At 69.0% G+C, this 12,164-nt stretch carries 10 protein-coding genes; 9 read left to right on the plus strand and 1 reads right to left on the minus strand.

Annotated features, from left to right (window positions below):
* Nucleotides 1–6: 6 nt before the first annotated feature.
* The 8 genes from ACNI65_RS17520 to ACNI65_RS17555 all read left to right on the plus strand — a co-directional run bounded on the left by ACNI65_RS17520 (nucleotide 7) and on the right by ACNI65_RS17555 (nucleotide 8,899).
* Nucleotides 7–1,416 (plus strand): mannose-1-phosphate guanylyltransferase/mannose-6-phosphate isomerase, encoded by a 1,410-nt coding sequence (locus tag ACNI65_RS17520; protein ID WP_416763648.1) that lies wholly within the window; start codon nucleotides 7–9, stop codon nucleotides 1,414–1,416.
* A gap of 103 nt (nucleotides 1,417–1,519) precedes the next feature.
* Nucleotides 1,520–2,800 carry a nucleotide sugar dehydrogenase gene (locus ACNI65_RS17525; RefSeq protein ID WP_416758292.1) on the plus strand — a complete coding sequence of 427 codons (1,281 nt, stop codon included), beginning with the start codon at nucleotides 1,520–1,522 and terminating at the stop codon, nucleotides 2,798–2,800.
* 85 nt (nucleotides 2,801–2,885) lie between these two features.
* A complete protein-coding gene (rfbB, locus tag ACNI65_RS17530; protein WP_416758293.1) occupies nucleotides 2,886–3,944 on the plus strand; it encodes a dTDP-glucose 4,6-dehydratase in 1,059 nt (352 codons plus the stop codon).
* A gap of 6 nt (nucleotides 3,945–3,950) precedes the next feature.
* Nucleotides 3,951–4,832 (plus strand): dTDP-4-dehydrorhamnose reductase, encoded by an 882-nt coding sequence (gene rfbD / locus ACNI65_RS17535; RefSeq protein ID WP_416758295.1) that lies wholly within the window; start codon nucleotides 3,951–3,953, stop codon nucleotides 4,830–4,832.
* Nucleotides 4,833–4,846: 14 nt separating this feature from the next.
* On the plus strand, nucleotides 4,847–5,737 hold the full coding sequence (gene rfbA, locus ACNI65_RS17540) for a glucose-1-phosphate thymidylyltransferase RfbA (protein WP_416758296.1): 891 nt from the start codon (nucleotides 4,847–4,849) through the stop codon (nucleotides 5,735–5,737).
* Nucleotides 5,737–6,288 (plus strand): dTDP-4-dehydrorhamnose 3,5-epimerase, encoded by a 552-nt coding sequence (gene rfbC, locus ACNI65_RS17545; protein WP_416758297.1) that lies wholly within the window; start codon nucleotides 5,737–5,739, stop codon nucleotides 6,286–6,288. Before rfbA ends, rfbC begins: the two co-directional genes overlap by 1 nt.
* A 7-nt stretch (nucleotides 6,289–6,295) precedes the next feature.
* The gene (wecB, locus tag ACNI65_RS17550) at nucleotides 6,296–7,456 is read left to right on the plus strand and encodes a non-hydrolyzing UDP-N-acetylglucosamine 2-epimerase (protein ID WP_416758299.1); all 1,161 of its coding nucleotides are present in this window, start codon (nucleotides 6,296–6,298) and stop codon (nucleotides 7,454–7,456) included.
* Nucleotides 7,457–7,591: 135 nt separating this feature from the next.
* Nucleotides 7,592–8,899 (plus strand): acyltransferase family protein, encoded by a 1,308-nt coding sequence (locus tag ACNI65_RS17555; protein WP_416758300.1) that lies wholly within the window; start codon nucleotides 7,592–7,594, stop codon nucleotides 8,897–8,899.
* A 68-nt stretch (nucleotides 8,900–8,967) separates the two neighbouring features.
* Here ACNI65_RS17555 and kdsA read toward each other — a convergent pair whose 3' ends face one another.
* Nucleotides 8,968–9,807, minus strand: a complete 840-nt coding sequence (gene kdsA / locus ACNI65_RS17560) for a 3-deoxy-8-phosphooctulonate synthase (RefSeq protein WP_416758301.1) — start codon at nucleotides 9,805–9,807, stop codon at nucleotides 8,968–8,970.
* 524 nt (nucleotides 9,808–10,331) lie between these two features.
* On the opposite strand from kdsA, the gene ACNI65_RS17565 reads away from it, so the two are divergent.
* Nucleotides 10,332–11,945 (plus strand): Atrophin-1 multi-domain protein, encoded by a 1,614-nt coding sequence (locus ACNI65_RS17565; RefSeq protein WP_416758303.1) that lies wholly within the window; start codon nucleotides 10,332–10,334, stop codon nucleotides 11,943–11,945.
* Nucleotides 11,946–12,164: the final 219 nt, after the last annotated feature.

Below are 12,164 nucleotides of genomic sequence, written 5' to 3' on the forward strand. Positions count from 1 at the left end.
GTGATCATGGCGGGCGGCAGCGGCACGCGCCTCTGGCCCTTGTCCCGCGCCGGTTATCCGAAGCAGTTCCTCGTGCTGAACGGCAACACCAGCCTGTTCCAGCAGGCCGCGGACCGTTTGTCCAGCCTGGGCGCCGAGGACATCGCCGTGATGGCCCCGATCGTCGTGGGCAACGAGGAGCACCGCTTCATGGTGCTGGACCAGCTTCGCGAACTCAAGCTGACGCCGAGCGCCGTGCTGCTGGAGCCCGTCGGTCGCAACACGGCCCCGGCGATCACGCTGGCCGCGCTGCAGGCGCTGGAAGCCGGGCAGGATCCGGTGCTGGTGGTCACGCCGGCCGACCAGACCGTCACCGACGGCCCCGCCTTCACCGCCGCGCTGCAGGACGCCGTGCGTCAGGCGCAGGACGGCGCCATCGTGATCCTGGGCATCACGCCGGACCGTCCGGAAACGGGCTACGGCTACATCCGCTCCGCCGTCGAGGGCACGGGCCTGCGCGTCGAGGCCTTCGTCGAGAAGCCCGATGCCGCGACCGCCCAGAAGTACCTCGACCAGGGCGCCTATTACTGGAACAGCGGCATGTTCGTGCTGCGCGCCAGCGTCTGGCTGAAGGCGCTGGGCCAGTTCCGTCCCGACATCGAGCAGGCCACGCGCGTGTCGTTCACGGCCAAGGCGGTGGACGGCGCGTTCGTGCGTCCGGCCAAGGAATCCTTCGCCGCGGTGCCGGCGGAATCGATCGACTACGCCGTGATGGAGCGCTGCCCCGGCAGCCCGATCGCGCTGCGCATGGTCCCGCTGGATGCCGGCTGGAACGACCTGGGCGCCTGGGAAGCCGTGTGGCAGGTCGCCGAGAAGGACGCCTCGGGCAACGCCAGCCGTGGCGACGCGATCATCGCCGACAGCCGCAACACGCTGGTCCATGCCACGAGCCGGCTGGTGTCGGCGGTGGGGCTGGACAACATCGTCGTCGTGGAGACGCCCGACGCGGTGCTGGTCGCCGACCGCAGCAAGAGCCAGGACGTCAAGAAGATCGTCAACCAACTGACCGCGTCGCAGCGCGACGAGCAGAACCTCCATCGCAAGGTCCACCGCCCCTGGGGCTGGTACGACAGCATCGACATGGGCGAGCGTTTCCAGGTCAAGCGCATCATGGTCAAGCCCGGCGCCTCGCTGAGCCTGCAGATGCACCACCACCGCGCCGAGCACTGGATCGTCGTGCAGGGCACCGCGGAGATCGTCAACGGCGACAAGACGCTGCTGCTGACCGAGAACCAGTCGACCTACATCCCGCTGGGCCAGGTCCATCGCCTGTCCAACCCGGGCAAGGTGCCGCTGGAGATCATCGAGGTCCAGTCCGGCTCCTACCTCGGAGAGGACGACATCGTGCGTTACCAGGACACCTACGGGCGGAACTGATGCACGAACGCCCCCGGTCCCGACCCTCACCCGGGGGTATGGGGTCGGCGGCGACTGAAAAGTCGGATACAAAGCCGTCCTCGGAAAAGTACAGGAGAAGGCCGTGTCCGTGATTGCCGTCGTCGGGTTGGGATATGTGGGACTGCCGCTGGTGGTCGAGTTCGGCAAGCACGGGCGGACCATCGGCTTCGACATCGCGGTGGACAAGGTCGCCAAGTGCCGCGCCGGCACCGACCCCTCGCGCGAGTTGAGCGACGAGGACGTGCGCGCGGCCGTGCACGCCGAGTACCACAGCGATCCCGCCTGCCTGGCCGAGGCCGACGTCATCATCGTGGCCGTCCCGACCCCGGTGGACGATGCCAAGATCCCCGACTTCCGTCCGCTGATCGGCTCGTCCACGAGCGTGGGCCGGCACATGAAGCGCGGCGCGGTCGTCGTGTACGAGTCGACCGTCTACCCCGGTGCCACCGAGGAAGTCTGCATCCCGGTGCTGGAGCGCGAGTCCGGCCTGAAGTGGAAGCAGGACTTCTTCGTCGGCTACAGCCCCGAGCGCATCAACCCGGGCGACAAGGACCACACGCTGACGAAGATCCTCAAGATCGTCTCGGGCGACACGCCGGCGACGCTGGACATCGTCGCGAAGACCTACGAGCAGATCATCGTGCCGGGCGTGCACCGCGCCTCCAGCATCAAGACCGCCGAGGCCGCCAAGGTCATCGAGAACACGCAGCGCGACCTCAACATCGCGTTGATGAACGAGCTGGCGATCATCTTCGAGCGCCTCGGCCTGGACACCTCCGAGGTGCTGGAAGCCGCGGGCACGAAGTGGAACTTCCTGAAGTTCAAGCCGGGCCTGGTCGGCGGCCACTGCATCGGCGTGGACCCGTACTACCTGACGCACAAGGCCGACATGCTGGGTTATCACCCGCAGGTCATCCTGGCGGGCCGGCGCATCAACGACGGCATGGGCAAGTTCATCGCCGAACAGACCATCAAGCAGATGATCGCCTCGGGCTCGCCGATCAAGGGCGCCAAGGTCAACGTGCTGGGCCTGACCTTCAAGGAGGACTGCGGCGACCTGCGCAACTCCAAGGTGATCGACATCATCCGCGAACTCAAGACCTACGGCGTGGAGGTCTTCGTCACCGATCCGGCGGCCGAGGCCGACGAGGCGATGCATGAGTACGGCGTCGCGCTGCACGCCTTCGAGGACCTGCCGCGCGCCGACGCCATCGTCGCCGCGGTGGCCCACCGCGAGTACAAGGCCTTGCCGGTGGAGGCGCTGGGCGCCAAGCTGGTGCCCGGCGGCGCCTTCATCGACGTCAAGGCCGCGTTTAACGGCGACAATCTGCGCGCCGCCGGACTCCGGGTCTGGCGCCTGTGACGACAGGGGGCGCCCCGGCGCCCTTCGCTCTCCAGGCCCCTCCCCGGCCCGACCGCGGCTCTCACAGACATCTCAGGGAAGTTTCATGACGATCCTCGTCACTGGCGGCGCCGGTTTCATCGGCAGCAATTTCGTGCTCGACTGGTTCAAGACCTCCGACGAGCCGGTGGTCAACCTCGATGCGCTCACCTACGCGGGCAACCTGGAGAACCTCGCGTCGTTGAAGGACGACGCGCGCCACGTCTTCGTCCAGGGCGACATCTGCGACCGCGCGCTGATCGATCAGTTGCTGGCCACGCATCGCCCGCGCGCCATCGTCCACTTCGCGGCCGAGTCGCATGTGGACCGTTCCATCCACGGCCCGGGCGCGTTCATGCGCACCAACGTCGAGGGCACCTTCACGCTGCTGGAGGCCGCTCGCGGCTACTGGTCGGCGCTGGAGGGCGAGGCCAAGGCGGGCTTCCGCTTCCACCACGTCTCCACCGACGAGGTCTATGGCTCGCTCAAGCCCGAGGATCCGCCCTTCGCCGAGACGAATGCGTACGAGCCCAACAGCCCGTACTCGGCGTCCAAGGCCGCGAGCGACCACCTGGTGCGCGCCTGGTTCCACACCTACGGGCTGCCGGTGGTCACGACCAACTGCAGCAACAACTACGGGCGGTATCACTTCCCCGAGAAGCTGATCCCGCTGATGATCGTCAACGCGCTGGCCGGCAAGCCGCTGCCCGTGTACGGCGACGGCCAGCAGATCCGCGACTGGCTCTACGTCACCGACCACTGCTCGGGCATCCGCGCGGTGCTCGCCGGCGGCACGCTGGGCGAGACCTACAACATCGGCGGCTGGAACGAGAAGGCCAACATCGACATCGTGAAGACGGTGTGCGCGCTGCTCGACGAACTGCGTCCCGACCCGGCCGGCCCGTATGCCCGCCTGATCACCTACGTGAAGGACCGCCCCGGCCACGACCGCCGCTACGCGATCGACGCGCGCAAGATCGAGCGCGACCTGGGCTGGCGTCCGGCCGAGACCTTCGAGACCGGCATCCGCAAGACGGTGCAGTGGTACCTGGCCAACGAGGACTGGTCCTCGCGCGTGCTCTCGGGCGCGTACCGCGAGTGGGTGTCCAGGCAATACGGCGGTTGAGCGGTCATGCGGATCCTGCTGCTCGGCAAGAACGGCCAGCTCGGCTGGGAACTGCAGCGCGCGCTCGCGCCGCTGGGTGAGCTCGTCGCGCTGGACCGCCATGAGGGCGGCGACCTCGGCGACAGCGACGCGCTGCGCGCCACGGTGCGCCGCGTCGCGCCCGACGTGATCGTCAATGCCGCGGCCTACACGGCCGTCGACAAGGCCGAGAGCGACGCCGACGCCGCACGCCAGATCAACGCGGTGGCGCCCGGCGTGCTGGCCGAGGAAGCCAAGGCCCTGGGCGCGCTGCTGGTGCATTACTCGACCGACTACGTCTTCGACGGCAGCGGCAGCGACTGGCGTTTCGAGGACGCGCCGACCGCCCCGCTCAGCGTCTATGGCCGGACCAAGCTGGACGGCGAACAGCGCATCGCCGCGTCCGGCGCAGACGCCCTGGTGCTGCGCACCAGTTGGGTCTACGCGGCGCGCGGCGGCAACTTCGCCAAGACGATGTTGCGGCTGGCCGCGGAGCGCGACCAGCTCAAGGTCGTGGCCGACCAGTTCGGCGCGCCCACCGGCGCGGACCTGCTGGCCGATGTCACCGCGCACCTGATCCGCGCGACGCACCCTGACCGCGCGCGCTGCGGCGTGTATCACGCCGTCGCGAGCGGCGAGACCAGCTGGCACCAGTACGCCCAGCATGTGCTCACGCGCGCCCGCGACAAGGGCGTCGCGCTGAAGGTGACGCCCGAGCAGGTCGAGGCGCTGGCCAGCAGCGCCTACCCGACCCCCGCGCCACGGCCGCTGAACTCGCGCCTGGACAACCACAAGCTGCAGGACCGCTTCGGGCTGGTCCTGCCGCACTGGCAGACCGGCGTGGACCGGCTGCTCGACGAGATCCTGTGACCGGAGGCTCCACGATGGGCAACACCACCCGCAAGGGCATCATCCTGGCCGGAGGCTCCGGCACCCGGCTGCACCCGGCCACGCTGGCCATCAGCAAGCAGCTGCTGCCGGTCTACGACAAGCCGATGGTCTATTACCCGCTCAGCACGCTGATGCTGGCGGGCATGCGCGACATCCTGCTGATCAGCACGCCGCAGGACCTGCCGCGCTTCGAGGCGCTGCTGGGTGACGGGTCGCGCTGGGGCATCAACCTGCAGTACTGCGTGCAACCGAGTCCGGACGGTCTCGCGCAGGCCTTCATCCTGGGCAAGGACTTCATCGGCGGCGATCCGAGCGCGCTGGTGCTGGGCGACAACATCTTCTACGGCCACGACTTCGCCGGGCTGCTCGGCAGCGCCGACGCGCAGGACGACGGCGCCACCGTCTTCGCCTACCACGTGCAGGATCCCGAGCGATATGGCGTGGTCGAGTTCGACGCCGCCAGGCGCGCCGTCAGCATCGAGGAGAAGCCCAAGGTCCCCAAGAGCAACTACGCGGTGACCGGCCTGTACTTCTACGACCGCCAGGTCTGCGACATCGCCGCCGACATCCAGCCCAGCCCGCGCGGCGAGCTCGAGATCACCGACGTCAACGCGCGTTACCTCGCGCAGCAGCAGCTCAACGTCGAGATCATGGGTCGCGGCTACGCCTGGCTGGACACCGGCACGCACGACAGCCTGCTGGAGGCCGGTCAGTTCATCGCCACGCTGGAGAAGCGCCAGGGCCTGAAGGTCGCCTGCCCCGAGGAGATCGCCTTCCGCCAGGGCTGGATCAGCGCCGAGCAGCTGGAGCGCCTGGCGCAGCCGATGCTCAAGAACGGGTATGGCCAGTACCTCAGGCAGGTGCTCGGCGAGAAGGTGCTCTGATGAAGGTGATCCCGACCGCGCTCCCGGAAGTGCTGATCATCGAGCCCAAGGTCTTCGGCGACGCGCGCGGCTTCTTCATGGAGAGCTGGACCGAGCCGAAGTTCAACGCGGCCTGCGGCCACGACGTGCATTTCGTGCAGGACAACCATTCGCGCTCGAGCAAGGGCGTGCTGCGCGGCCTGCACTTCCAGCTCCACCCGCATGCGCAGGGCAAGCTGGTGCGCTGCACCGCCGGCGCGGTGTTTGATGTCTCGGTCGACATGCGCCGCTCCAGCCCCCGGTTCGGGCAGTGGGTCGGCGTCGAGCTGACGAGCGAGAACCATCGCCAGCTGTGGATTCCGCCGGGCTTCGCGCACGGCTTCCTGGTGCTGAGCGACACGGCCGACTTCCTCTACAAGACGACCGACCTGTACGCGCCGCAGGCCGAGGGCTCGGTGCGCTGGGACGATCCGGCCATCGGCATCGTCTGGCCGACGCTGGATGTCGAGTTCAAGCTCGCCGAGAAGGACGCGAAGGCGCCGCTGCTCGCCGACGCCAAGTCCTTCGAATAAGCCGGCGATGGCCGCACCGCTGATCCATCTGATTGCCGGGGCTCGGCCCAACTTCATGAAGCTCGCGCCGCTGGTGCGGGCGCTGCGCGCGGACGGCCGGCTGGCGTGGAAGCTGATCCACACCGGCCAGCACCATGACACCGCGATGAGCGGCGTGTTCTTCGATGAACTCGGCCTGCCGCCGCCGGACGTCTCGCTGGACTGCCATGGCGGCGGCCACGCCCAGTTGACCGCGCGGATCATGCAGGCCTACGAGCCGCAGGTGCTCGCCGACCGGCCTGCGGCCTGCGTGGTCGTCGGCGACGTGGATTCCACGCTGGCCTGCGCGCTGACGGCGCGCAAGCTCGGCGTGCCGGTCGCGCATGTGGAGGCCGGCCTGCGCAGCGGCGACATGACCATGCCCGAGGAGATCAACCGCCGCGCCACCGACGCGATCGCGGACTGGCTCTTCACGACCGAGCCGAGCGCCGCGGCGCATCTGCGCCGCGAGGGGCATCCCGAGACACGCATCGTCGAGGTCGGCCATGTGATGGTCGACAACCTGCTGTTCCAGCTGGCGCGGCTGGACGCGGACGACGCGCCTGCCCGTGCCGCGCTGGCCGCTGCTCGGTTGGCGCTGACGGACGCTGGCGCGCCGGCGCTGCTGGACGACGCCGAACCGCGCTTCGGCGTGGTGACGCTGCACCGGCCGGGCAACGTGGACGATCCTGGGCAGCTCGCGGGGTTGATGGACGCGCTGGGGACTCTGTCGGCGCGGCTGCCGTTGCTGTTCCCGGTGCATCCGCGCACGCGCGCGCGCCTGGCCGAGCTGAGCCGGGCGACGGCGCCGGGGCTGCATCTGCTGCCGCCCCTGCCCTATCAGCCCTTCCTGGCGCTGTGGCGCCGCGCGACGCTGGTGCTGACCGACAGCGGCGGGCTGCAGGAAGAAACCACCGCGCTGGGCATCCCGTGCCTGACGTTGCGGGAGAACACCGAGCGGCCGGTCACGGTCGACCTCGGCACCAACGAGATCGCCGGCACGAACCCGGCCCGGATCCTCGAACTGGCCCTGAAACGACTGGCGGCCTGCGAAGGCCAAGCCCTGAAGGCCGTCCGCCGTCCCCCGCTTTGGGACGGCCACGCCGCCACGCGCATCGTGGCGCGGCTCGCCGACGACCTCCTCCGCTGACCCACCCCCCCGCATTCCAGGGGGCTGCCAGAAGGATCCGCTTACAGACTCGACACCTCCAATTTGGGCGGGAAGCGTACATTTTCACGCTCAGACGCCCGAAGAGGCGTTCCGCACATGCAGGAGGAGGTAAGCATGGACCGCCGTATCGCGCGCCCGTCGGGCGCGTCTCGCCTTGCCGTCGCCGATCGATCCGTCTCGGCTGCCGGCCCCGCGAGCCCATCCTTCCCGGACCTCTGTCGCGACCTGGACCTCGACCGCATCCGCGCCACGCTGATGCTGCTGGGGGTCGTGCTGCATGCCGCCGACGTCTTCCTGACCACCGGCGACTGGCTGGTCGCGGACCGCCACCGCAGCGTCGTCTTCGACGCGCTGGTCGCGATGATCCACAGCTTCCGCGTGCCCGGCTTCTTCCTGCTGTCGGGCCTGCTCTTCGCCGGCAGCCTGGGCCGGCACGGCGCGCCGGAGCTGCTCGCTCGCCAGTTGCTGCGCCTGGGCCTGCCGCTGCTGGCCTGCTGGACGCTGCTCAACAGCCTGCAGATGGCGCTGATGGCCTGGCACCGCGGTGCCGACCCGTGGGAGGCCGTCTTCTCGCTGAACACGCCGATGTACCACCTCTGGTTCCTGCGCGACCTGCTGGTGCTGGACGTGCTGGTGCTCGCGGGCGCGATGCTGCTGGGCAGCTCGACCCTGCGCCATGGCCGTGCCGCTGGCCCGCTGCGGCGACTCGCCCAGCGCTGGAACCAGGCGGTGACCACGGGTCTGACGCCCCGCCTGGCCGGCCTCGGCCTGCACGGCCCGGCGCACTGGCTGGGCGTGGCGCTGGCGGGCGCGCTGTTGCACCAGGTGCTGCTGATCGCCGTGCGGCTGAGCGGCGTCGCCTACGACATCGGCCCCGGTGGCCTGACGCTGTTCAGCCTGTTCTTCTACGCGCCGATGTTCTTCGCCGGCCTGGCGATGTGGCATCGGCCCGCCTGGCTGAACGCTTGGTTGCGCACGCCGCTGTGGCTGCTGCCGGTGGCCGCCTTCCTGGCCGACTGGGGCGACGGCGCGAGCAGCACCCTGTCCGGCGCCTTCGCCCGCGAGGCCGCGTTGACGGTGCAGCTGCTGGGCTTGTGGGTCGCCACGGGAGCGGCGGTCGGCGCGCTGGGACGGATGCGGCGCGGGGCGCGCAGCCCGTTCGGCCGCCTGCTGTCCGACGCGAGCTACACGATCTTCCTGGTCCATCACCTCGCCGTGGTGGCGCTGGCCCTGGCGCTGCTGCCGATGGACTGGCCCGCGGCGCTGAAGTTCAGCCTGATCGCCGCTGGCGCCCTCGCCTTCAGCCTGGCGGTGCACCTGTGGGTGGTGCGCCCGTCCGGGCTGATGCGGCTGGTCTTCAACGGGCGTCCGCCCGTGGCGGAAGCGCCCTCTCCGGCGACCGCCGAACCGCGTCGAGCCTGAGGTCCTCCCGGGCCCCAAGCTACATCAGCTCGAGATCACGTCGCGATCAGCTCGCGATCAGTCGCTGATCAGTTCGTGTCCAGGGCCGGCAGGCGCTTGACCAGGTCGTCGATCGCCTTGACCTGCTCCAGGAAGGGCTTGAGCTGCGACAGGCGCAGCGCGCTGGGGCCGTCGCACAGCGCCTTGGCGGGATCCGGGTGCGATTCCAGGAACAGTCCCGCCAGCCCGATGGCCATGCCCGCGCGGGCCAGCTCGGTGACCTGACCGCGACGGCCGCCGGACGCGGCGGCACCGGACTCGCGCTGCTGCAGCGCATGGGTCACGTCGAAGATCACCGGCTTGTTGCCGCTGACCTGCTTCATCACGCCGAAGCCCAGCATGTCCACGACGAGGTTGTCGTAACCGAACTGCGCGCCGCGGTCGCAGAGCATCAGGTTCGGATTGCCACCTTCCTCGAACTTCTCGACGATGTTCTTCATCTGCGGCGGGCTGACGAACTGCGGTTTCTTGATGTTGATGACGCGCCCGGTCTTGGCCAGCGCGATCACCAGGTCGGTCTGCCGCGCCAGGAAGGCCGGCAGCTGCAGCACTTCGCACACCGCTCCGACCTCGGCCGCCTGATGCGGCTCATGCACGTCGGTCAGCACCGCCACGCCGTGCGCCTTCTTGACCGCCTCGAAGATCTTCAGGCCGGCGTCCAGGCCCGGGCCGCGGTAGCTCTTGATCGAGGAGCGGTTGGCCTTGTCGAACGACGCCTTGAAGACGTAGGGGATGCCCAGTTCCTGGGTCACCCGGACGTACTCGCCGCAGACGTCCACGGCGAACTGCTCGGACTCCAGCACGTTGACGCCGCCGAACAGCACGAACGGCTTCGCGTTGTCGACCTCGATCCCATTGATCTTGACCATCTCGATTCCCTCAAACGAAGCGCGAAGTATCCCACAGCGCCCTCGCCGCGCTCGTTCGTGACGCTCTTCGCATTTCGGTGCGCATCGTGATATTGAGTTTCTATTTGCGAACTCGAATATCCACGCGTCCGCTCGCCCCAATATCGGGAAGTATGTAACGGTCGGTGATAACCCCGCCAACTGCGACTTCCTTGGGCTTGTCAATCCTCAAGCCGGATGTTTCAAACCGTACGGTCTCGGGGGTGTCGACTATTCCCGGAATCGAGGCACGAGTCCGATGCCTGCAGTGGAAAAACGCGACACCGGTTCCCCATACTGAATCGTGGCTGCAACACCTGCCCCGGCAGGGAGGAATCCAGGCAGCCACTTTCCGGGGCGCCAACATCCAGTAACAAGAATCCCGCCCGGTGAATGGAAACCCCTCACCGGCGCGCAAGAAGAAGAGATTGAAGGCAGTCGATCGTCAACGCGCACTTCGCGCATTCGTAGTTGTTTGAATCACCATGACGAATATCTCTGCTTCCTTGCGAGTTTCTGCCTGCCTGAGCGCCTGCGCGCTCGCCTCGTCGCTGCTGCTGAGCGGCTGCGGCGGTGGTGGCGGCGCCCAGGCCGGCGCGGTCGCCGGCACCCAGTCGCTGGAAACGCCGCCGACGGCGGCTTCCACTCCCGCGGTCACTGCCGCCGCACTGCCCGCCTCTGACGCCGTCGCCGGCGTCAGCACGCAGCTCGTGGCTGGCGACGCCGACAGCGGCAGCAGCGCCGCGGCCGTCTGCACGGCCGGCAACTTCGGCAGCTTCCAGCGCCCGTTCAGCCCGGACTCGCCGTGGAACAGCCGCCCGGTCAACCCGGTGCTGGGCACGGCGGTCATCCCGGCGTCGACCTACTACCCGTCCGTGGCCGGCGGGGCCTGGTCGACGGCCGCCTTCGAGGCGTCGCCCGAGGACGCGCCGATGATCGTCACCGGCACGAACGCGCAAGGCGTGTGGGACCCGGACAGCGAGGTCTACCGCCCGACCATCACCATCCCGCACTGGCCGGCCGAGACCCAGCCCGCCACGGGCAGCGACGGCCATGCGGAGATCATCGACACCGCCGCCGGCGTCATCCATTCGTTCTGGGGCCTCAAGCAGGTCAATGGCGCGTGGGTCACCAACCAGTACGCGTGGACGCCGCTGGCCGGTCGCGGCATGGGCGATCCGTCGCATTACTACCAGGGCGCGCGCGCCGCGGGCGTGTCCACGATCGGCGGCCTGATCCGCATCCACGAGGCCAATGACGGCGCCGCGATGTACAAGCACGCGCTGGCCATGTCGCTGGACTTCACCGGTCTGAGCGCCAGCCCGACCTACCAGTTCCCGGCGACCTCGGCGGACTCGAATGCCGCCACGACCAACTCGGGCCAGATCCCGATGGGCGCGCGGATGATGCTGCCCGCGACCTTCAACGCGCAGGCGCTGGCCACGCCGGAGCTGCGCAAGATCGCGGAGACGCTGAAGGCCTACGGCGCCTACGTCGTGGACCGCAACACCGGCACGCCCTTCGTCATCTACGTGGAGATCGGCGCCGACTTCAAGCTGCACAAGAACGGCTGGAGCAACGCCACGGCCGCCGACCTGGACACGATCCGCGCGGCGCTGCGTCCGATGCAGAGCGCCTCGTCCTGGCTGGACGGCAACAACGCGCCGAGCACGACGGTGACGGCCACGGCGCTGAACCTGCTGTCCATGCGCGGCGCGTGGTGGCGCACCAAGGGCACGGTCAGCGGCGAGTTCGACACCTGGCGCCAGGCGCTGGTCTTCCCGGCCACGTCGACGCTGATCGAGCAGGCCAACGCGACCGGCCGCGCGATGAATCCGGTGAGCTGGGCGCTGCCCGCGGCGGGTGAGAGCTATCGGCTGTCGCTGGCGGCCACCGGTGGCGCGACCTTCCGCATGACGGTCGCGGACAAGGTGACCGGCGTGATGGTCTACGACAGCGGCTACCTGGCCGACGGTGACGTGGTGAACTTCACCTGGCCGGCGGGGACGAGCTTCAAGGTCACGACCTGGGGCCGCAGCGGCACGGCCAACGTCGAGTCGACGCTGCGCCCGACGCTGGTCAAGACCGGCGTCACCGCCGCAAGCGTCTGCGCGTCCTGATTGCCTCCCCTCGCCCGCGGAGCGGGAGAGGGGTGGGGGTGAGGGCTCGTGTGGGGGCACAGTGCCCTTCGAAGAGCCCTCACCCCCGCCCTCTCCCGCTTCGCGGGCGAGGGGGCCAGAAGGGCTCACTGCACCGTCGGCGAGTGGGTCGGAAGGCCTCACTGCACCGTCGGCGAGGGGGTCGGAAGGCCTCACTGCACAGTCGTCGAGGGGACCAGA

The sequence above is a fragment of the Roseateles sp. So40a genome (assembly GCF_048081605.1).
In the GTDB taxonomy this organism is placed as follows: Bacteria; Pseudomonadota; Gammaproteobacteria; order Burkholderiales; family Burkholderiaceae_C; genus Roseateles.